Annotated in this window: 17 protein-coding genes; 14 read left to right on the forward strand and 3 right to left on the reverse strand. The window is 73.5% G+C overall.

Features of this window, described 5'->3' with window-relative positions:
* The first annotated feature begins 161 nt into the window (after positions 1–161).
* The 11 genes from ABH937_RS26750 (at position 162) to ABH937_RS26800 (ending at position 10,959) form a co-directional block, all read left to right on the forward strand.
* Complete coding sequence (locus ABH937_RS26750) at positions 162–1,781, forward strand: ATP-binding protein (RefSeq protein ID WP_370219734.1); 1,620 nt, start codon at positions 162–164, stop codon at positions 1,779–1,781.
* On the forward strand, positions 1,781–2,200 hold the full coding sequence (locus ABH937_RS26755) for a roadblock/LC7 domain-containing protein (protein ID WP_370219735.1): 420 nt from the start codon (positions 1,781–1,783) through the stop codon (positions 2,198–2,200). Before ABH937_RS26750 ends, ABH937_RS26755 begins: the two co-directional genes overlap by 1 nt.
* Positions 2,197–2,562 carry a DUF742 domain-containing protein gene (locus ABH937_RS26760; protein WP_280693734.1) on the forward strand — a complete coding sequence of 122 codons (366 nt, stop codon included), beginning with the start codon at positions 2,197–2,199 and terminating at the stop codon, positions 2,560–2,562. Before ABH937_RS26755 ends, ABH937_RS26760 begins: the two co-directional genes overlap by 4 nt.
* On the forward strand, positions 2,543–3,217 hold the full coding sequence (locus tag ABH937_RS26765) for an ATP/GTP-binding protein (RefSeq protein ID WP_370219736.1): 675 nt from the start codon (positions 2,543–2,545) through the stop codon (positions 3,215–3,217). The genes ABH937_RS26760 and ABH937_RS26765 overlap by 20 nt, the downstream gene beginning before the upstream one ends.
* Positions 3,214–4,473, forward strand: a complete 1,260-nt coding sequence (locus ABH937_RS26770) for a cytochrome P450 (RefSeq protein ID WP_280693732.1) — start codon at positions 3,214–3,216, stop codon at positions 4,471–4,473. Before ABH937_RS26765 ends, ABH937_RS26770 begins: the two co-directional genes overlap by 4 nt.
* Positions 4,470–5,690 (forward strand): cytochrome P450, encoded by a 1,221-nt coding sequence (locus ABH937_RS26775; protein WP_370219737.1) that lies wholly within the window; start codon positions 4,470–4,472, stop codon positions 5,688–5,690. The genes ABH937_RS26770 and ABH937_RS26775 overlap by 4 nt, the downstream gene beginning before the upstream one ends.
* Before the next feature lie 345 nt (positions 5,691–6,035).
* A complete protein-coding gene (locus ABH937_RS26780; protein ID WP_370219738.1) occupies positions 6,036–7,373 on the forward strand; it encodes an ABC transporter substrate-binding protein in 1,338 nt (445 codons plus the stop codon).
* A gap of 56 nt (positions 7,374–7,429) precedes the next feature.
* The gene (locus ABH937_RS26785) at positions 7,430–8,437 is read left to right on the forward strand and encodes a carbohydrate ABC transporter permease (protein ID WP_370219739.1); all 1,008 of its coding nucleotides are present in this window, start codon (positions 7,430–7,432) and stop codon (positions 8,435–8,437) included.
* Positions 8,434–9,390, forward strand: a complete 957-nt coding sequence (locus tag ABH937_RS26790; protein WP_280693728.1) for a carbohydrate ABC transporter permease — start codon at positions 8,434–8,436, stop codon at positions 9,388–9,390. Before ABH937_RS26785 ends, ABH937_RS26790 begins: the two co-directional genes overlap by 4 nt.
* 87 nt (positions 9,391–9,477) lie before the next feature.
* Positions 9,478–10,161 (forward strand): ribonuclease HII, encoded by a 684-nt coding sequence (locus tag ABH937_RS26795; protein WP_280693727.1) that lies wholly within the window; start codon positions 9,478–9,480, stop codon positions 10,159–10,161.
* A 414-nt stretch (positions 10,162–10,575) separates the two neighbouring features.
* Positions 10,576–10,959 (forward strand): hypothetical protein, encoded by a 384-nt coding sequence (locus ABH937_RS26800; protein ID WP_370219740.1) that lies wholly within the window; start codon positions 10,576–10,578, stop codon positions 10,957–10,959.
* Positions 10,960–11,078: 119 nt separating this feature from the next.
* On the opposite strand, the gene ABH937_RS26805 is transcribed toward ABH937_RS26800, so the two are convergent.
* Positions 11,079–11,741 carry a hypothetical protein gene (locus ABH937_RS26805; RefSeq protein ID WP_370219741.1) on the reverse strand — a complete coding sequence of 221 codons (663 nt, stop codon included), beginning with the start codon at positions 11,739–11,741 and terminating at the stop codon, positions 11,079–11,081.
* 236 nt (positions 11,742–11,977) lie between these two features.
* Entirely contained in the window at positions 11,978–14,254 is a 2,277-nt protein-coding gene (locus ABH937_RS26810) for a DEAD/DEAH box helicase (protein WP_370219742.1), read from the reverse strand.
* Between the two features lie 183 nt (positions 14,255–14,437).
* Here ABH937_RS26810 and ABH937_RS26815 point away from each other — a divergent pair, with 183 nt between their 5' ends.
* On the forward strand, positions 14,438–16,012 hold the full coding sequence (locus ABH937_RS26815) for a DUF4192 domain-containing protein (protein WP_280693723.1): 1,575 nt from the start codon (positions 14,438–14,440) through the stop codon (positions 16,010–16,012).
* 388 nt (positions 16,013–16,400) lie between these two features.
* Here ABH937_RS26815 and ABH937_RS26820 read toward each other — a convergent pair whose 3' ends face one another.
* Positions 16,401–17,714 (reverse strand): alpha/beta fold hydrolase, encoded by a 1,314-nt coding sequence (locus tag ABH937_RS26820; RefSeq protein WP_280693722.1) that lies wholly within the window; start codon positions 17,712–17,714, stop codon positions 16,401–16,403.
* Positions 17,715–18,398: 684 nt separating this feature from the next.
* Between ABH937_RS26820 and ABH937_RS26825 the strand changes: the two genes are divergently transcribed.
* Entirely contained in the window at positions 18,399–20,366 is a 1,968-nt protein-coding gene (locus ABH937_RS26825; RefSeq protein WP_370219762.1) for a glycogen debranching N-terminal domain-containing protein, read from the forward strand.
* A gap of 251 nt (positions 20,367–20,617) precedes the next feature.
* Positions 20,618–21,361, forward strand: a complete 744-nt coding sequence (locus ABH937_RS26830) for an NUDIX domain-containing protein (protein ID WP_280693720.1) — start codon at positions 20,618–20,620, stop codon at positions 21,359–21,361.
* The last annotated feature ends 161 nt before the right edge of the window (positions 21,362–21,522 follow it).

Below are 21,522 nucleotides of genomic sequence, written 5' to 3' on the forward strand. Positions count from 1 at the left end.
TGGCGGCCGCTTGGGAGACATCGCGTCAACTCGCCGGTCGAGCCGGTCAGCTGAGTCGATATGATCTGCTGACCGCGTCAACTGATCTTGGATCTCCCCGCCGCGGGAGGCGGGTGCGCTGGCACCCGCCCTAGCTCCGACGCCCGCCGAGGAACCGCGCCATGACCGCTCGCACCCGCCTGTCCGGCAGACCGGCCGCGCTGCTCGCCGCCCTGGTGGCGGTGGGGGTGGCGGGGGCCGCCGTGGCCGTGGCCGTGGTTGCCGCGCCCGAGGGGGAGCGGTCGGTGGTCGCGGCCTGGGGGACGCTGGCGGCGGCCGCCTGGTGCGCGGTGGCGCTGGCCGGGCTGGCGCAGTGGCGGCGGGCCCGTCGGCTGGCCGCCGAGCTGGCCACCAGCCGGACCAAGGGGGAGGCCGCGGTGGCCGCGGTGCTGCGCGCGGAGGCGGCGACCGGCACCGCGCTCGCCGAGGCGCAGGCATCGCGGGCCCGGGCCGACGCGGCCCTCGCCGAGGCCGAGGCGGCCCGGGTCGAGATGCTCGCCGCCCGCTCGGAGGCCGTCGAGGCGCGGGCCGAGGCGGCGACCGCCCGGGCCGCGGCCGACGACGAGCGGGCGGAACTCGCGCTGCTGGCCGAACGGACGATCCCGGAGGTGGTCCGCCTGCTGCGGGCCGGCGCCTCGGTGGAGACCGTCCTGGTGGCACACCGGCAGACCGCGCACGAGAGCCTGGTCGCGCTGCTCGCCAAGGAGGTCGCGTACGGCGAGCGGCAGCGGGCGGCGGCCCTCGCGGTCTGCGCGACGGCGGCCGGGCGGATGCAGGCGCTGGCCACCGCGATGCACGCCGAACTGCGCGAGATGCAGCACCAGCACGGCGAGCAGGTGCTGGGTGACCTGCTCCGACTCGACCACAGCACCGCCCAGGCGGGCCGGCTGGCCGACAGCATCGCCGTGCTGACCGGCGCCCGCAGCGGTCGGCGGTGGAGCCGGCCGATCCCGATGGAGAGCGTGCTGCGCGGGGCGCTCGGCCGGATCAGCGCCTACCAGCGGGTGCGGCTGCACTCGGCGAGCGGCGCCGCGGTCGCGGGCTACGCGGCTGAGGGCGTGATGCACGCGCTGGCCGAGCTGATGGACAACGCCGCCAACTTCTCGGCGCCGCCGGCCGAGGTGCACGTCTACGTCGAGGAGTTGCACACCGGGCTGGCGATCACCGTGGAGGACGGCGGGCTCGGGCTCTCCGAGGTCTGGCTTCGCCGGGCCGAGCAGGCCGTCTCCGGTGAGCCGTTGGACCTGACCACGCTCTCGGCCGGCACCCGGCTGGGCTTCGCGGTGATCGGCGCGCTGGGCCGCAAGCACGGGCTGGCGATCTCGTTCCGGCCGTCCTCGCGTGGTGGGACGGGGGTCGTGATGCTGATTCCCGAGCAGTTGATCGTCCACCAGGAGCAGTTGGCGCAAGATCCTGGCGCGGACAGCGCCACCCGCGAGACCGTCGCGCCGGCATCGGACCGGCCCGCACCGGCGCCCGCGCCCGCACCGGCGCTCGAGGCCGAGGCCGAGCCGGGGGACGGACTGCCCAGACGGCGGCGTGGCCAGACGCTGGCGGCGGCGGCCGCCGGCCCGAGCAGGACCGCGAGGACCCGGTCCGTCCCGACCGCCGCCGCCCGGTTCGGCGACTTCCGCCAGGGCGTCCAGGGCGTCCAGCTCGGCCAGGGTGCCCACGGCGTCCCGGCCCAGCCCGCTCTCGCTCAGCCCACCGACATCCCGGACATCCCGAAGGACGATGCCTGATGAGCAGCACCACCGACCGCGATCTCGACTGGCTGTTGGAGAACCTGCTGGCCAACACGCCGGACTCCCGGCACGCCCTGGTGCTGTCGGCGGACGGCCTGAAGCTGTGCCACAGCTCCGGTCTGGGCGCCGATCAGGCCGACCAGCTGGCCGCCATAGCCTCCGGCATCCAGAGCCTCGCGCACGGCGCCTCGATCGAGTTCGGCGACGGCAGCGGCGGGGTCCGGCAGTCGATGACCGAGTTCCACGGCGGCATCCTGTGCATCGTGGAGGCGGGCCACGGAACGCACCTCGCGGTGGTCACCGACGAGAGCGCGGACGTGGGCCTGGTCGGCCACAACATGCACGGCCTGGTCGAGCAGATCGGCGACTTCCTGAGCGCGCCGCCGCGCGGGAACGACACCACCGCGGACGCGTGACGCGGCCCCCGCGGTCGGACCTGTCGGACGGTCCGGACCGGCTGTACACGGTGACCGGCGGGCGGAGCACGGCCGGTACGCACGCCTTCGACGTGGTGACGCTGATCGTCACCGAGCAACAGCCGGTGCCCGGCATGCAGTCCGAGCACGCGCGGATCCTGCGGCTGTGCCGGCAGCCGACCGCCGTGGTGGAGGTGGCTGCCGAACTGGGGCTGCCGATCAGCGTGGTGAAGATCCTGCTGGGCGATCTGCTGGAGGCCGGCCGGATCACCGCCCGGCACCCGCGCTTCGCTCCCGCCCAGGCCCGGCTGCCCGATCTCGACACGCTGAAGCAGGTGCTGCATGGACTCCAACGGCTCTGAGGCCGGGCCGGCCGCACGCCGGATCCCGTTGCGGAGCACCGCCGACAACGCGTGGAAGATCGTGGTGGTCGGTGGCTTCGGCGTGGGCAAGACCACGCTGGTCGGCTCGGTCAGCGAGATCCGGCCGCTGGCCACCGAAGAGGTGATGACCCGCGCGGGCGAAGGCATCGACGATCCGTCGGCGGTGCGCGACAAGCGCGCCACCACGGTGGCCTTCGACTTCGGCCGGATCACGCTGTCCGCCGAGAGCGTGCTGTACCTCTTCGGCGCACCCGGGCAGGAGCGCTTCTGGTTCCTCTGGGACCGCCTGTTCAGCGGTGCGCTGGGCGCGGTGGTGCTGGTGGACGACCGGCGGTTGGCGGACTCCTGGTACGCGATCGACCGGCTGGAGCAGCACGGGATGCCGTTCGTGGTGGCCCGCAACACCTTCGAGCCGCCGAAGCATTCGCCGCAGCGGATCCGCGAGGCGCTCGACCTCTCGCCGCAGGTGCCGCTGCTGGACTGCGACGCGCGCGATCGCGAGTCGAGCAAGCAGGTGCTGATCGAGCTCGTCCGCCACCTCTGCGCACGCACCGAAGCCGAACTGAGTCAGCGTCAGGAAGAGCGGCAGGTAGCACGTCAGGAAGAACGCCAGGAAGAGGAGAGCCACTCGTGACCGAGCCGGTGCCCACCCCGCCGCCCGGCTGCCCCGCGCACCGCGCGGCCGCGCAGCTGTACGGTCCGCGGTTCCAGACCGATCCGGCGCAGGTCTACCGCGAGCTGCGGGCCGCGCACGGCCCCGTCGCCCCGGTCGAGTTGGCCGGCGGCGTGCCCGCCTGGCTGGTGATCGGCTACCGTGAGCTGCAGACGGTGACGAGCCAGCCCAAGCTCTTCGGGCGCGACTCCAGCCGCTGGAACGCCTGGCCGACCATCCCCGAGGACTGGCCGCTGCGGCCGCTGATGACCCCGGTGGCCTCGATCCTGTACACCGAGGGCGCCGAGCACCAGCGCCGCTCCGCCGCGGTCACCGACGCGCTCGGCGCGGTGGATCCGTACGAGCTGAAGAAGTACTGCGAGCGGATCGCCGACCGGCTGATCGACGCCTTCGCGGGCCGCGGTGAGGCGGACCTGGTCGCCGACTACGCGCACCGGATGCCGCTGCTGGTGCTCTGCTGGTTGCTGGGGCTGGACGAGGCCCAGGTGCCGGCGCTGATCGCGAACCTGGTGGCCATGATGGACGGCGGCCCGGACGCGCAGCAGGCCTCGCAGCGGATCGTGACGACCATGCTCGAGCTGGTCGAGGCCAAGCGCTCAGAGCCCGGCGCGGACATCACCTCGCGGCTGCTGGTCCACCCGGCCGGTCTGAGCGACGACGAGGTGGTGCGCGACCTGCGGGTGCTGCTGGCCGCGGGCCACCAGCCGACCGCCTACTGGATCGCCAACGCGCTGCGGCTGATGCTCACCGACGACCGCTTCGCCGCCTCGTTCTCGGGCGGCCGCCGCAGCGTGGGGCAGGCGCTCGGCGAGGCGCTCTGGGAGGACACGCCCACCCAGATCTTCGCGGGCCGCTGGGCGGTGCGGGACACCCAGCTCGGCGGGCAGCGGATCGCGGCCGGTGACATGGTGCTGCTCGGGCTCGCGGGGGCGAACGCCGATCCGGCGGTGCGGCAGGCGGGTGGTCAGGCGGCGGAGGGCAACCGGGCGCACCTGAGCTTCTCGCACGGCGAGCACCGCTGTCCGTTCCCGGCGCAGGAGGCGGCCGAGGTGATCGCCGGCACGGCCGTCGAGGTGTTGCTGGACCGGCTGCCGGACCTGCGGCTGGCGGTGGCCGAGCACGCGCTGGTCTGGCGGCCGTCGGCCTGGGTGCGTGCGCTGGTGGCGCTGCCGGTCGGATTCACCCCGTCGACGACGACCGGAGGAGCCTTCGGATGACCAGTGTGCTTATGAGCGGCGTGGTGGCACTCGACCCCTTCGCGCGCGACAGCGCGGCCGAGGGTGCGGTGCTGCGCGCGGCCGGGCCGGTGGTGCCGGTGGAGCTGCCGGGCGGGGTGCGGGCCTGGGCGGTCACCCGGCATGCCGCCGCGCGCGCCCTGCTGACGGATCAGCGCCTGGTCAAGGACGTCCGGCAGTGGGCGGCCTACCAGCGCGGCGAGATCCCCCGCGACTGGCCGCTGATCGGTGTGGCGGTGCCGGGCCCGAGCATGGTGACCGCGGACGGGGAGGAGCACCGGCGCCTGCGCGCGCTGGTCGCGCAGGCGTTCACGCCCCGCCGGGTCGAGTTGATGCGGCCTCAGGTGGAGCAGCTGACCGCTCGGCTGCTGGACGAGCTGGCTGCTGGCGAGCCGCTGGTCGACCTGAAGTCGGCCTTCGCGTTTCCGCTGCCGATGACGGTGATCGGCACCCTGCTGGGGGTCGACCCGGCGGACCACGGCTATCTGCGCGAGCTCTATGAGCGGTTCTTCCGCAGCGTGCCGGACCCGGCGGGGATCCACTCGATCATCGCGGCGCTGAACGCCTTCGTCGACGACCTGGTGCGGCAGCGCCGTGCCGCGCCGGGCGATGATCTGACCAGCGCGCTGCTGGCCGCCGACCTCGACGGCAGCGAGCTGTCGGACGCCGAGGCGGCCGCGACCCTGCGGGTGATGATCGCCGCCGGCCACGAGACCACGGTCAACCTGATCACCAACGCGGTGCGGGCCCTGCTGCGGCACCCCGACCAGCTGGCCCTGGCGCGTTCGGGCGAGGTGGGCTGGTCCGCCGTCGTCGAGGAGTCGCTCCGCTGGACGCCGCCGACCAGCAACTTCCTCTTCCGGTACGCGACCGAGGAGATCAGGGTGGGCGAGGCGCTGGTGCCGGTCGGCGATCCGGTGCTGATCTCGTACAACGCGATCGGCCGCGACCCGCTGCAGCACGGCGTGACCGCCGAGCTGTTCGACATCACCCGGGACCCGATCCGGCACCTGTCCTTCGGCCACGGGCCGCATGTCTGCCCCGGCTCGCCGCTGGCCCGGCTGGAGGCGCAGGTGGCACTGCCCGCGCTCTTCGAGCGCTTCCCGGAACTGTCCCTGGCGGTGCCGGACGACCAACTGCGCCCGGCCGCCTCGATCGTGCTCAACAGCCTGCAGGGGCTGCCGGTACGACTGTACTGACGGACAGTCAATTCACCTGTGGGGCAACGCGGTGCGGGAAGTCGGTCGGTTCGACTTCTCGCACCGTCGGCGTTTCGGAGCGGGGCCAGGGGTAGGTATCGGCGGGCACGGTCACGAACGCGGATTGTGACGGGAAGTCTTCACAGTGAAAGTTGAACGTGTCCTTGGCGTCTGATGAACGGTGCGTTAGCGTCTTCAAGCCAGTCGCCGTCGACCTGGCCGTGGCCGATCCTGCCACGGCCTCATGCGACTTCCGGTTCAGCGCAGTGTCATGTGGTTCGTCCCAGGCCGCAGGAGAACGCTTTGAACATCAGGACGAGTGCCCGGTTCAGAAATCGACTGTTGGTGGCTCCGGCGCTGCTGGGCCTCTCGCTCGCCGCCGCCTGCTCCAACAGCTCCGGCAGCAGTTCCGGCAGTGCCGGCTCGGCGGCGCCCCTGCCGGCGAGCTGCGCCAAGTACCAGCCGTACGCGGGGCATTCCGGGACGACGGTGACGATGTTCGCCTCGATCCTCAGCCCGGAGTCGGACTCCCTGGAGAAGTCCTGGGCCGAGTTCAGTACTTGTACCGGAATCAAGATCTCCTACGAGGGCTCGAACGACTTCGAGTCCCAACTCCCGGTCCGGGTCGCCGGTGGCAACACCCCGGACCTGGCGATCATCCCGCAGCCCGGCCTGCTGGGCCAGATGGTGAAGACCGGCAAGGTCGTCAAGCCGCCGGCCCAGACGGTGACGAACGAGGACCAGTGGAGCCCGATCTGGAAGACCTACGGCTCGGTCAACGGGACCTTCTACGCGGCACCGATGAGCGCCAACATGAAGTCCCTGGTCTGGTACTCGCCCAAGGCGTTCCAGGCGGCGGGCTACACCGTGCCGAAGACCTGGGCCGACCTGAAGGCGCTCAGCGACAAGATCGCCGCGGCCGGCACCAACGGCAGCAAGCCCTGGTGCGGTGGCATCGGCTCCGGCACGGCGACCGGCTGGCCGGCCACCGACTGGTTGGAGGAGGTCGTGCTCGGCGGCCAGGGCAGCCAGGTCTACGACGACTGGGTGAGCCACAAGGTCAAGTTCAGTGACCCGCCGATCATCCAGTCGATGCAGACGGTGGCGGGCTGGATGCAGAACCCGGCCTGGGTCAACGGCGGGATCGGGGACGTGAAGTCGATCGCCACCACGACGTTCCAGGACGCGGGCGCGCCGGTCCTCACCGGCAAGTGCTGGATGCTCCAGCAGGCCTCGTTCTACGAGGCGCAGTGGCCCAAGACCGCCAAGGTCGGCCCGGACGGCGACGTCTTCGCCTTCCAGCTGCCGCCGGTCAACCCGGCGCTCCCGGTTCCGGTCGAGGGCGGCGGCGAGTTCCTGGCCGCCTTCTCCAGCCGACCCGAGGTGCAGGCGGTGCAGAACTACCTCTCCACGGCGGACTGGGCCACCAGCCGGGTCAAGGTCGCACCCGGCTGGGTGTCGGCCAACCACGGCGTGGACCAGAGCCTCTACACCGACCCCATCGACCAGCTCTCCGCCAAGGCGCTGACGGACACGTCCGTCGCCTTCCGGTTCGACGCCTCGGACATGATGCCCGCGGCGGTCGGCTCCGGCGAGGAGTGGAAGGCGTTCACCGCCTGGTTCGCGGAGGGCGAGTCGATCCCGAAGGTGGCCGCGGACGTCGACAGCGCCTGGCCCCAGTAGGCGCCGGTGCCCCACCCGGTCAGGTAGCACCCCTTCGTCGGAAGGACCTCGCTCGCATGCCCGTGACCAGTCCCCTACTCGCCGACTCGGCCTGGAACGACGCCGCGATCAAACTGGGCAACAGCTTCGGGGCGATCGCCGGCTTCCTGGGCATCCTGCTGGTGGTCTTCTTCGCGGCGGGTCGGGCGACCGGTCGGCTCGGCCGTCCGCTCGCCATCGCGGTCTTCCTCGGCCCGGCGCTGCTGCTGCTCCTGGTGGGCCTGGTGGCACCGCTGATCCGGACGATCTACCTCAGCTTCCGCAGCGACGACAGCAGCAGGTTCCTCGGGCTCAAGAACTACGGCTGGGCCTTCACGACCGACACGATCCACCAGGTACTGCTCAACACCCTGCTCTGGCTGGTGGTCGCCCCCGTGGCGGCCACCGGCCTGGGGCTGGTGCTGGCGCTGCTGGTGGACCGGATGCGCTGGCAGTCGCTCTACAAGTCGCTGATCTTCATGCCGATGGCGATCTCGCTGGTCGGCGCCAGCATCATCTGGAAGTTCGTCTATGACACCCGGGACTCCTCCCAGGCGCAGATAGGGCTGCTCAGCCAGGTGGCGGTCTGGCTCGGCTGGCACAATCCCCCGAACTGGATCCTGTCCCACCCGCTGAACAACTTCCTGCTGATGGTGGTCATGGTCTGGGTGCAGACCGGTTTCGCGATGGTGGTTCTCTCGGCGGCGATCAAGGCGATCCCCGACGAGGTGACCGAGGCCGCCCGGCTCGACGGCGCGAGCGGGCTGCGGCTCTTCTGGTACGTCACGGTGCCGATGATCCGCACCACCCTGGTCGTCGTGCTGACCACCGTCATGATCGTCACGCTGAAGGCCTTCGACATCGTCCGCACCATGACCGGCGGCAACTTCGGCACCCAGGTCCTGGCCAACGAGATGTACTCGCAGTCCTTCGTGCAGTTCAACGTCGGCCGGGGCAGCGCGCTCGCGGTGATCCTCTTCATCGCGGTCCTCCCGCTGGTCGGCTACAACATCGTCCAACTGCGCAAGGAGCGGGCCACCCGATGAGCAGTCAGACGTCCGACCAGCCGGCCCTGTCCACCGCGCGGCCGCTGCCCGCGGTCAAGGCCGTCCGCAAGTCGTTCAGCAGTCCGCTCGGTTCGCTCTTCGTCATCGTGGTCACGATCCTGTGGACCATCCCGACCTTCGGGCTGCTCGCCACCTCGCTGCGGCCGCAGCAACAGGTGGCGGTCAGCGGCTGGTGGAACGTCTTCAGCCACCCGGACCTGATCCTCTCCAACTACCACTCCGTCCTCTTCGACGGCGGATTCGGGGTCCAGGGCGGGCTGATGCCCTATCTGGTCAACTCGCTGGCCATCACCGTCCCGGCCACCGTCTTCCCGCTGGTGCTGGCCTCGATGGCCGCCTACGCGCTGGCCTGGGTCCGGTTCCGGGGGAGTGACACGCTCTTCTTCCTGATCTTCGCGCTGCAGGTGGTGCCGCTGCAGATGGCCCTGATCCCGCTGCTCCAGCTCTTCTCGGGCGGTGCCCACCTGGGCGGGCTGACCGTCATCCCGAAGTTCGACCTGAGCGGGACCTACGTGCCGGTCTGGCTGGCGCACACCATGTTCGCGCTGCCGCTGGCCACCTTCTTGCTGCACAACTTCATCTCCCAACTGCCGCGCGACCTGATGGAGGCGGCGGTGGTCGACGGCGCCTCGCACTTCAAGATCTTCCGGTCCATCGTGCTGCCGCTCTGCGCGCCGGCCCTGGCGTCCTTCGCGATCTTCCAGTTCCTCTGGGTCTGGAACGACCTGCTGGTGGCCCTGACCTTCGCCGGCGGCACCCCCGAGGTGGCGCCGATGACGGTCCGGCTGGCCCAGCTCTCCGGCTCCTTCGGCGGTCACTGGGAGGTGCTGACGGCGGGGGCGTTCCTGTCGATCGTCATTCCGCTGCTGGTCTTCTTCGGGCTGCAGCGGTACTTCGTCCGCGGGCTGCTGGCGGGATCGGTCAAGGGCTGAGGAGCGCCCGCCGTAGGGTGGAAGTCGCGCGGCCGGACGGCTGCTCCTCCTGTCGCCCTGGCCGCTCGAGTCGAAACGGACCCTCCGATGCCCTACCAGCCACCGACCCACAGCGTCGAGCGCTCGCTGCGCCGCACGGGCGCGACCCTCGTCGCCGGGCTGGACGAGGTGGGGCGCGGTGCCTGGGCCGGTCCGGTGACGGTCGGCGCCGCCGTGACCGGTCTGCGGCGCGCGCCCGAGGGGCTGACCGACTCCAAGCTGCTGACCCCGCGGCGCCGGGAGCAGATGGCTCCGGTGCTGGCGGACTGGGTCACGGCGTACGCGCTGGGCCAGGCCTCCGCGCTGGAGTGTGACGAACTCGGCATGACCGCGGCGCTGCGGCTGGCCGCCCTGCGGGCGCTGGAGGCGCTCCCGGTCCGCCCCGACGCGGTGATCCTGGACGGCAAGCACGACTACCTCGGCGGCCCCTGGCGGGTGCGGACGGTGATCAAGGGCGACCAGAGCTGCGTCTGCGTCGCCGCCGCCTCGGTGCTCGCCAAGGTGCACCGGGACGGACAGATGGCCGAGCTGGCACCGGAGTTCCCGGCCTTCGGCTTCGAGGACAACGCCGGCTATCCCTCGCCGGTGCACCGGGCGGCGCTGGCGGAGTTCGGACCCACCGAACACCACCGCCTCTCCTGGGCCTTCATGGACGCGCTGCCGCGCTGGAGTCACCTCAAGCGCTCGCGGAGCATGGCGGACGGCGACGAACAGCTCACTCTCGGCTTCTGACTGTTCATCAGGAATACTCCGTGGCGGCACGTTCCGCTGATCGGGTCGACTGGTCGCCGCCCAACAGGTGGGGCGCCCGTGCGCATCCGACCGGCATTTGATAGATATCCGGGTATGCCTGTCTTCCCCGAGGAGCCGGAGATTCACGAGAGCATCCCGGGCCCCGGCGTTCCCTTCCCCCGCGAGTCGGACGCACAAGCCCCCAGTACGCCTGCCGCCGGCAGCGCGTCCCCCGTCAGCCCTACCGTCCGCGGGACCGCCGCCCCCACGGCGGCGCCCGCCGCGGTACCCGGCCCGCGCCCTGGCCCACCGCGCCCGGCCACGCCGCGGCCCGGTCCGCCCAAGCCCGGGCCGCGGCCGCGGATTCCCGCGCCCGGCCCGCGACCGGCTCCGGCCGGCCCGGCCGTCCAACTGGTGCCCGCCGCCCCGGAGAACGCCTTGGCGCAGGCCGACCAGACGGTCGACCAGCTGCTGGAGTCGGGGCGCGAGCCCGGCGACATCCTCGTCCTCACGTCCGGCCGCCCGCACCCTTGGCAGCAGCACGAGTTGTCCTTCGGCGAGGGCCGGTACTGGGCCCAACTGGCCGAGGCCTCCGACGTGTTCTACGCAGACCTTGCGCTGACCCGCCCGGCCCGGCGCGAGGTCGTCGTCCTGGTGCTGGAGGCCACCGAGCCCGGTCCCGCGGTGCTCGCGGTGGAGCAGGCGCGCAGCCACGCGGTGGCGCTGCTGGTGGTCTGCGGTGCGACCGCCCAGCTGGCCGGCGCGGCCGTCGTCGAGGGGCAGCCGGTTCCGGCCTGACCACGGTGGCCGCGGTGCGACAGCCCGCCCGGGCTGTCGCCGCGGCGCGCCGGGGTCCGTGCTTCCTCTGGGGCCGGGTGTCGTACTCCTGCGCCGACCTGGGGTCCGCCGGCGGCTGCTCAGCGGGCGAGGTGCCGGATCGGCGCTGGGCTCGGTGCGGTGCTCGGTGCGGCGCCGGCCGACCAGGGAACGGCGGGCCGGGTGTACTCCGCGACCGGACGGACCCGCGGGGCGCTGCGCCGCGGCAGTTCGGAGACCGTGTGCACCGGGCGCTCGGACCAGGAACCCGCGTGCGGCGTCCGACCCGAGCGCCCCTCGCCGAGCACCTGCCAGCCGGTCGAGGTCAGCGTGAGGTAGGCGCCGCAGCGCAGCCCGTGCAGCGAGGCGGTGTCGCGCAGCGCCCACATCCAGGCACCGTCCTGCTCGGTCCAGCCGGACACACCGTCACGGCAGCAGAGCAGCACGGCCGTCCGCCGCGGCGTGGCCAGCCGCAGGTCGTGCGCGGTCACCCGGCGCAGCTGGCCGAGCAGGGCGTTGCGCAGTGGCCAGCCGTCCGTGACCAGGGGCCGCAAGGCGACGGAGGCGGAGGCGACCACGCGGTTGTCCACGTCCACCACCGCGAGCACGCTGGTGCCCGGCTGCGGCAGATGACGCTGATGCAGATCGATGACCAGGTCGCGCGGGTCGCGCAGCAGCGGTACACCCGCGCTCGACCAGCTCTCCAGGTCGATGCACCGACCCGTGACGGAGGAGAGCTGGCCGCGGCCGACACCGTGGACCATCGTTCTCCTTCCCGGCCCTTGCACACGCGGGCACGTGTGTACGCCGAATTCCGGTCCTTGGGACCAGTGACTGGGTACAGGGCAATTCTCACGTCAGATGGCCGGGGCGGCAACGATGGGCTGATGAATAGCGCCCTAAAGCAGGGGATATGCCGGATATATTCCCTGGATGGCTCAAGCTCGGCTCGTCCCCGTAGGACCAGCCGAGTCACCCGCTCCCGGGGCGCACCGCCCGATCACCCCTGAACAGCCAGGACCAGTGGCAACACCGCCTGCGCACCCGCTCGGCGGAGCAGCCGGGCCGCCACCGTCATCGTCCAGCCGCTGTCGACCAGGTCGTCCACCAGCAACACCGGGCCCGGCGTGGCCGCCAGTGACCGGGCCAGCTCGTCGGAGAGCACCAGGCCCCCCGCGAGAGAGTGCAGTCGCTGGGCGCTGTTGCTGCGCGCGCCGTGCGGCGGCCGGCCGTCCACGTACTCGATCCGACCGAGCAGCGGCAGCCGGCCGATCTCCGCGATCCGCGCGCCCAGCGTGCCCACCAACTGCGGACGGGAGGCGGACGCCATGGTGACCACCCCGACCGGGCGGCCGGTCTCCGGCTCGCTCCCGGCCCAACCGCCCGGGCCGCGGGCCCAGTCGGCCAGCACGGTGACCAGCGCGTCCAGCAGGTCAGCGGGCACCGGGCCGTCCGGCGCGCCCTCGGCCAGCAGGGTCCGCAGGCGCCCGCCCCAGCCGATGTCGGAGAGCCGGCCCAGGGCCCGCCCGCCCTGTGCCTGCTCGTCGGCCGGGATCCGGCCCTTGAGCGGCACGCCCAGCGCGTCCATCCCGGTGGGCCACAGGCGGCGCGGCTCGAAGCTGACACCGGGCCGGCCCAGCGCGGCTCGAGCGGTGTCGAGCGCCTGCGCCGACACCGCCTCGCTGTGCCGGGGGCCGGCGCAGACATCGCAGCGTCCGCAGGGCGCCGCCTGCTCGTCATCCAGCTGACGGCGCAGGAACTCCATCCGGCAGTGGCCGCCGGCGGCGTACTCGCGCATCGCCTGCTGCTCGTCCGCCCGGGCCCGGGCGACCTTGGCGTAGCGCTCGCCGTCGTAGGACCACGGCTCCCCGGTGGCCAGCCAGCCGCCGCGCACCCGGTGCACCGCGCCGTCCACGTCGAGGACCTTGAGCATGGTCTCCAGCCGGGCCCGGCGCAGATCGACGCGGGCCTCCAGCGCGGCCGTGGAGAGTGGCCGGCCGGCCTCGGCCAGAGCGCCGAGGGTCCGCCTGACCTGCTCCTCGGGAGGGAAGCCGAGGGAGGCGAAGTACCGCCAGATCGCCTCGTCCTCGCGCCCGGGAAGCAGCAGGACCTCGGCGCGGTCCACCCCGCGCCCGGCTCGGCCGACCTGCTGGTAGTAGGCGATCGGCGAGCCCGGGGACCCCAGGTGGACCACGAAGCCGAGATCGGGCTTGTCGAAGCCCATGCCCAGCGCCGAGGTGGCGACCAGCGCCTTCACACGGTTGGCCAGCAGATCGGCCTCGGCCCCGCGGCGCTCGGCGTCCTCGGTGCGGCCCGAATACGAGGCGACCGCGAAGCCCCGACCACGCAGGAAGTCGGTCACCTCCTCGGCGGCGGCCACCGTGAGCGTGTAGATGATGCCCGAACCCGGCAGCTCGTCCAGGTGGTCGGCGAGCCAGCCCAGGCGATGGGCCGGATCGGGCAGCGACAGCACCGCGAGGCTCAGGCTCTCGCGGTCGAGCGGGCCGCGCAGCACCAGGGCGCGACCGTCGGAACCGCCGGTGCCCAACTGCTCGGCGACGTCCTCGGTGACCCGGGCGTTGGCCGTGGCGGTGGTCGCCAGCACCGGGACGCCGGGGGAGAGGTCGGCCAGCATGGTGCGCAGCCGGCGGTAGTCGGGCCGGAAGTCGTGGCCCCAGTCGGAGATGCAGTGCGCCTCGTCGACCACCAGCAGGCCGGTGGAGACCGCGAGCTTGGGCAGCACCTGGTCACGGAAGTCGGGGTTGTTCAGCCGCTCCGGGCTCACCAGCAGGATGTCCACCGTCCCGGCCGCGACCTCGGCCTGGATCTCCTCCCACTCCTGCGGGTTGGCGGAGTTGATCGTGCGGGCCTGGATCCCGGCTCGCGCGGCCGAATCCACCTGGTTGCGCATCAGCGCGAGCAGCGGCGACACGATCACCGTGGGACCGGCGCCGCCGGCCCTCAGCAGCGCGGTGGCGATGAAGTAGACGGCCGACTTGCCCCAGCCGGTGCGCTGGACGACCAGCGCCCGCCGGTGGTCCACCACCAGGGCCTCGATGGCGAGCCACTGGTCGTCCCGCAGCCTGGCCTGCGGCCCCGCCAGCTCGCGCAGCACCGCCTCGGCGCGCTCGCGGACGTCACCGCGGTCGGCGTCACTGCGGTCGACGGCACCGCGGTCGGCGTCACTGCGGTCGGCGCTGCCGCGGCCGCTGGCGGGCTGGGCGGTGGCGGCTCGGTCGGCGCCGGGGTGGTCCGGAGTGGGCATCGGCTGGTCCATGGCGTCCATGAAACCCTGCCGGACTGACGTGGGGCGAACCGGTGACCACATCTGTGGACAACTCGGCAGTCGACAGGCTTGGTTCACCCGGCCGGGGCAATCGGTTTGTCCACAGGGGCCGGGTTGTCCACAGTCCGGGAGAAATCTCCGCTGGACGGTCGTGACCGGACGCACTCTTCCGTCATGACACACGACGACTCGACCGCCATGTCCCACCTCCGACTCCCCGGACAGCAGTCGGTGCGGATGCGCGGCCCCGCGGACCTGGCCGCGATGCTGCCGTATCTGCTCGGCTTCTACCCGGACGACAGCATCGTCGCGGTCGGTCTGCACGGCCCGGCCGCCCGGCAGGGCGGAGCGATCCGCTTCGACATCCCCGAGCACCCCACCGAGTGGCCGCGGATCGCCGCCGAGGCCGTGGAGCTCCTGGTCACCCTCTCCGAGCAGCGCGACCAGCGCCCGGACGCGCTCCTGCTCTACCTGGTCCGGGACCCGGAGCCCGGAGCCGAGCGGGTGATGCCCCAGCTGCGCCCGCTGGCCGACCACCTGCTGGAGGCCGCCGGCGCGTTCGGCCTCCAGGTCAGGGAGGCGCTCTGCGTCTCCGGCGGCCGTTGGTGGTCCTACCTCTGCACCGACCCGGTCTGCTGTGACCTCAGCGGCACCGCGGTGTTCTCGGGTCGGGATCCGCGTGCGGTGGTCGCCGCCGCCACCTATGCCGGCCTGGCACCGCGCGGCAGCCGTAAGGCCATCGCGGCCGCGCTCGCCCCGATCGACGCAGCGCTCGCCGAGGCACAGCGCCATGCCCTGGAGCGGGAAATGGGCAGGCTGATCGAGAGCCTCACCGAGCCGGACGGCGAGCAGCGGGAGATGGCGGCCATCGACCGGCTGATCGCCCAGGCCATGGCCGAGTCCCGGTCCGGGCCGCCGAAGCTGGACGACGATCAGAGCGCCCGGTTGATCGTCGGTCTGCAGAACCGGAACAACCGGGACCGCGGCGCCGAGTACGCCGAGCCCGACGAACTGGTCGCCGCCCAACGTCTGTGGCGCTTCCTCATCCGGCGCTGCGTGCCGCCCTACGACGAGTTCGCGAAGGCGCCGCTGACCCTGCTGGCCTGGACGTCATGGCTGGCCGGAGACAGCGCGACCAGTCGGGTCACCCTGGCCAGAGCGCTCGACCTGGACCCCTCCTACACGCTGGCCGACCTGCTCTACCACTCGCTCAACGGCGGATTGGAGCCGGACAGCCTGCTCCGAGTGGTCCGTGCGGAGCGGGCCCGTCGTACGGCCTCGTGCTCTGACGGAGCATCAAAATCGAACTCTCCCACGGCTGGTGGCGATTCCTCGGGGGAGGCCGAGCCGCCCGGGGTACCGCACCGACCGCCGGTCCCCCCGACGCCCGCCGGATCGTCCGGACCGTCCGGCTCGCACCCGGCGCCGCGTCGCGCGGCGGCCGGCCGGTCGGGGCGCCGCCGCCCGGAGGCTCCCGTCGAGGACCTCACGGCCGGGTCGGCCGCCGCTGCGCCGAGTCCGCCGGCGGTGACCGGTCGAGGCGTGATCCCGCTCCAGCGCGGCGGCCGCGGCCCGGGCGAGCCGCGGCCGCCCGCCGCCACCGCGCAGCCGCCTGCTCCCGACCGGCCGGACGGCGGAGCCGAGCCGCCGCCCGAGACGACCCGGAGCCGCTTCGCCGGACTCCTGCACCGTGACGGCCGCCGCGGCACCCGCAAGACCACCAGCAGCACCAGCACGATCGGAGCCTGAGATGACCAGCCGCCCGCCCACCCCCCGATCCGAGCCTGTGCCCCGAACTGCCCAGGGCGCCGAGGAGGCCGGCGTGCCCGCCGCGCTCGCGCCGCCGGCCACACCGTCGCCCGCCCCACGCCTGGCGGTCGCGCCGGTCGCCCGGCGCGGCGAGGAGCCCGAGGCGACGCCGATCCGCCGGCCCGGGCCCAGGCAGCCCCGGCTGGCCGCGAGTCCCCGGCGTACGCCCAGAACCGCCCCCGCCGGCGATGCCCGTACGGCCCCGCCGAGCTCCTGCCGGCTCGCCCAGCAGCCACTGCCAGCGCCGCCCTCGCCGTCGTCCGGCCGGTCGGCGCCGCGCCCGCCGGCGTGCGGCCCGCACGGTTCCAGCAGCCGGCGCCGCCGACCGCTACAGCTGGCCGCGGACCATGCGGATCAGCCGATCCAGGACCTGCCCACCGCTGGCCCGCAGGCCGTCGTGCTCCCATTCGTTGGTCACCCAGGTCCGCAGGCCGCGGACCGCGTCGGCGGTCGCCAGGGAGTCCGCGGTGTCGACGTACATGTCGTCGTGGTAGACGGCGGCGGCCACCGGGACCTGGTTGGCCGCCAGGGCGTCAGGGGCGTAGAGGTCGGGCCAGTCCGTGCGCTTGGCCAGCAGGTCCGCCGTCTCCTGCAGCGGGCGCAGCGCCGGATCGGTCTCGAACATCCAGGGGTAGATCATCTCCCCGGTGAACCGCACCGGGGCGCCGTCCTCCAGGGCCCGGGCCGCGTCGAACTCGGGGAACTCCGAGCGGACCTGCTCCGCCGCCCAGCCGGTCGGTCCCGGGTCCACCGACCGCTGTCCGTAGATGGACTCGTGCAGCACGGCGTAGAGCGGGGCGTCGGCGAACGAGAGCTTCGACTGAGCGCCGGTCAGGAAGGTGTCGGACAGCTCGAGTCCCGCGCTGCCGCGGACCCAGGCGTCCTCCAGCAGGTAGTGCAGGGTGTCGGAGCCGCTGCCCGAGCCGAGCAGCAGGCCGAGCGCCTGGAACGCCCGCACGGTCAGCCGGCCACCACCGGGCAGCTCGGCCGGGGCGGCGGACAGGTGCTCGGCGATCCGTCGCACGGCCTCGACGTCCTGCGGGTACCGCGCGTAGTGCGCGGCGTTCTTGCGGCCCACTCGCGGGTACGCCGCCCGGTACACGTCCACCGCGCTGCTGCGCAGCCCCGCCAGGCCACCGGTGACCAGTGCCTCGCGCAGCCCCTCGGGGGCCAGCGACAGGTAGCTGAGGGTGCAGAAGCCGCCGAAGCTCTGCCCGAGCAGAGTCCACTGCCCCTGCTCGCCCAACAGCTGACGACGGATCAGTTCGGCGTCACGGACGATCGAGTCGGCGCGGAAGTACGAGAGGTACTCGGCCTGTTCGGCCGCACTACCGCGCAGCGGCAGGGTCTGCCGGGTCGCCGGGGTCGAGCGCCCGGTGCCGCGCTGGTCCAGCAGCAGCACCCGGTAGTCGTCCAGGGCCCGGTCCAGCCAGCTGTCCCGGCCCAGCGGGCGGGCCGCCCGACCGCCGGGGCCGCCCTGGAGGTAGAGCAGCCAGGGCAGGTCGGAGCGCTCCTTGCCGGCCGCGACCACCTCACGGGCGTAGACCTCGATCTGCTCGCCCTGCGGCGCCGCGTGGTCCAGCGGCACCTGGAACAGATGGTCGGTCAGTACGACGCCAGGCTGTCGGATCACGACGGACATGAGACTCCTCGGTCTGTGCTCGGTGCGGCGAATGCGCGGTGGGCCGCGCGGGTGTCGACGCCGCCGACACCACCCGCACGGGGTGCGCGTGCCGGTCGGCGCCGACCGGTGGACTTCCCGGTACGGGCGGTGCCACCTCGGCACCGTATCCTGGCGCCGAGTGAGCGGCACCGGTGCCGTCCGCCCGGGGCGGATCGCCCGTCAGCCGAGCCGCCGCAGGTGCCGCGCGACCCGGCCGACGCTCCGAACCTCGCGACCGGCTCGGCCCACCGCGTGGTGGGGCGTGACCTGTGCCCCGTGCGCCGCGTTCACTCAGAGGGCCGCCACCGAGCCCGCCGTGGATGGTGGTGCCGTCCGTGGGGGAAGGCAAGGCCGGTGGAGCCGGACCAGGCCCACGGCGATCCCGGCGTGCCGCCGGGCGGTGCCCGGCCGAGCGCACGCGTGAGAGAGACCACCCACGGCGGTCGTGGCCTGCGGGCCCGCCCTGCCGGTCGACAGGAGGAGTGCCCGGTGACGGCCCCCAGGCCAGCACAGACCGCGATGCCGGCCGAGACGGTCGGCGGGTCCCGAACCGCCCCGGGACGGCCCGAGCCGTCCGCGAGCGGATCGGGACGCCCGGCGTCCCAGGCCCGCCGGCTGCCGACGTCCACCCACGCGGACGTGCTCTGCGTCAGCGCCCCCGCCATGGCTGCCTCGGGGTCCGACGGGCAGCTGCGCGGGTCCGGACTGCACGGCTTCTTCCGCTCCGGTGTCCGCGGGTTGAGCAGGATGGAACTGCGGCTCGGCGGGGTGGAGCCGCTGGCACTCCAGGGCGACCTCTCCTCGGCGTCCCAGGCCCGCTTCCTCGGCGCGGTCCGGGTCCCCGGCGAGCTGGATCCCGATCCGGCGCTCACCGTGGAGCGGCTGCGCCATGCCGACGGAGCGGAGACGATCACCGTGCGCAACGCCGGTGTCCGCCCCGCCCGCCTGCCGCTGGAGATCGCACTCGGTACGGACCTCGGCAGCCTCGCGGAGATCGCGGCCGGTGCCCGGCCGCCGGACGTTCCCGGACAGGTCCAGTCCGCCGGTCTGCGCTGGATCGCCCGTGGTCACAGTGCGACCGTCAGCGCCAAGCCTTCGCCCCACGCGGTCCTGGCCGGTGCGGGTGTGCTCCGCTGGGATCTCGAGGTGCAGCCCGGCGCCCGCTGGTCGGTCGAGCTGCGGCTGGACGTGGAGGCGGCCGCCGCGACCACGGCCCGACCGCCGATCGGCCGCGGGGCCGGTGTTCCGGCGCCGTGGACCGAGGTGGCGATCCGCTGCGACGACGCCCGTGCCGAGCTGCTCGTGCGGCGTTCGCTGGACGCGCTCAGTGCCCTGTTGCTCGCCGACCCGGACCGGCCGACCGACCTCTACACGGCGTCAGGCGCGCCGTGGCGGTTCGGGCTGGCCCCGGCCGACGCGCTCTGGGCCGCCCGGCTCACCCTGCCACTGGGCACCCGGCTGGCCGCGGGCACGCTCAGGGCCCTGGCACGCCGTCAGCAGACCGCGCCGGCCGGGGGCGCGGCCGGCGCCGGCAAGGGCGAGGGGATCATCCCCGGACCGCTGCGCCACGCCGGCCCGGAGCTGCCACCGTCCTGCACGGCCACGGAAGCCACGTTGCTCTTCGTCACCGTGCTGGCCGAGGCCTGGCGCTGGGGTCTGCCCCGGCAGGAGGTCGCGGATCTCCTGCCGGCCGCCGAGCGTGCCCTGGCCGTGTTGCGGGCGACCACCGAGAACGGCCCGTTCGACGGCTTCGTCACCGATCTCGGTCGTCTGCCCGACGACCGCTCGGCGCAGCCCGCCACGGCCCGTTGCGAAGTCCAGGCACAGGCACATCGAGCCGCCCTGCACGGCGCTGAACTGCTGGAGGCCTTCGGCCGTCCGGGAGCGGCCGGCTGGCGCGAGTGGGCTGCGGGGCTGCGCGGGCGCTTCCGAGAGCGGTTCTGGGTGGACGACCTGTCCGGCGGCCGCCCCGCCGCCGCGCTGACGGCCGACGGGCGTCCGCTGCCCGCGGTGGCCGCCTCCTTCGTCCATCTCCTCGACCTGGGCCTCGCGGCGGACGGCGCCTCGCTGCCCGGCCTGCTGGACCGGGAACAGACCAGGCTGCTGGCCCACCGGCTGGTCGCCCCCGAACTCGACTGCGGCTGGGGCCTGCGCACGCTGAGCGGCAGGTCGGCCCGCTTCAATCCGCTGGGCCATCGCAGCGGTGCCGTCCGGGTCCAGGAGACGGCGATGGCCGTTGTCGGCCTGTCCGAGGCGGGTTTCGAACGCGAGGCCGGTGCCCTGCTGGAGGGGCTGCTGGCCGCCTCCGCCCACTTCGGCGGGCGGCTGCCGGAAATGTACGCGGGGGAGCAGCGGTTGCCGGACTGTCCGCCCGCTCCGCACCCGGCCGCCTGCCGTCCGGCGGCCGGGTCCGCGGCGGGTGCCGCGCACGCGGTGCTCGCGCTGGCCGGCGTCCGCCCGGATGCTCCGGCCAAGCGCGTGGTCGTCCGCCCGGCCAGCACCGCCCCCCTCGGCGAGCTCGAGCTCTCCGGCCTGCGGGTGGCGGGGGAGCCGTTCGCTGTCCGGGTCAGCCGGATCGGGGTGGCGGTGGTGGAGGAGGCATCCTCCGAGCTGCAGCTGGGAGCCGGCTGACGGGCGGCGGGGGCTGCCCGTCAGCCGGAAGCGGGCGCCGGGCAGCGGCGGCGGAGCGGCCCGGATCCGGCGCGCGAGGTGCCCGGACCGCGGACGGCGTCACGCCTGCCTGCCGCCCAGCCACGCGTGCTCGCCGCGCGTCCCGCCCGGTCCTCGTCCCTCACGACCTCGCCCGTCCAGGCGGCCGAGGGCGAGCCGTAGTTGCTGCCGATCTCGTGTTTATCGTCAGAAAGACGACTATGATCGACGCCATGTCGCGCTATGACCCGTCGGCCTTCCCCCCGTTCGCAGTCACGGTCGACCTGGTGGTGCTGACGGTCCGGGAGCACGAGCTCTGCGCGCTGCTGGTGCGCCGGGGCGAGCCGCCGTTCCAGGGCTACTGGGCGCTGCCGGGCGGCTTCGTGCGCCCGGACGAGGGCCTCGGCGAGGCGGCCTCCCGGGAGTTGGCCGAGGAGACCGGCCTGCGTGCCCACTCCGGCGGCGGGCAGGCGACGGCCGGTGCGCACCTGGAGCAACTGGCCACCTACGGCCATCCGCAGCGCGACCCGCGGATGCGCGTGGTCAGCGTGGCCCACCTGGCGCTGGCTCCCGATCTGCCCACCCCCAAGCCGGGCGGTGACGCGCGGGGTGCCCGCTGGGCGCCGGTCAGCGAACTGCTCGGCCCCGGCCCCGCGGACCGCGACCCGCTGGCCTTCGACCACGCGCTGATCCTGGCCGAGGGCGTGGAGCGCGCCCGTTCGAAGATCGAGTACTCCGCGCTGGCCACGGCCTTCTGCGCGGAGGAGTTCACCGTGGGCGAGCTGCGCAGGGTCTACGAGGCGGTCTGGGGCGTGGCGCTGGATCCGCGCAACTTTCATCGCAAGGTCACCGGCACACCGGGTTTCCTGGTGCCTTCGGGCGGTACGACGACCCGTCAGGGCGGGCGCCCGGCACAGCTGTTCACGGCCGGTGGTGCCACCGTGCTCAACCCCCCGATGCTGCGCCCGGACTCCTGAGGCCGGAGCCTCCTGGGTCGGACTGGCCCGGCCTCGGCCTTGATCGCAACCTCGCACTGCAGGGCGAACGCTGGTGCGGCCGGTGTCCCCTGATCGAGTGAGGTGGTCGATCGAGTGGCCCGCACCAGCTCCGCAATGCCCGAAATCTCCCGATGTTCGCC

It is taken from the genome of Kitasatospora sp. GAS1066B, assembly GCF_041262605.1.
Taxonomy (GTDB): domain Bacteria; phylum Actinomycetota; class Actinomycetes; order Streptomycetales; family Streptomycetaceae; genus Kitasatospora.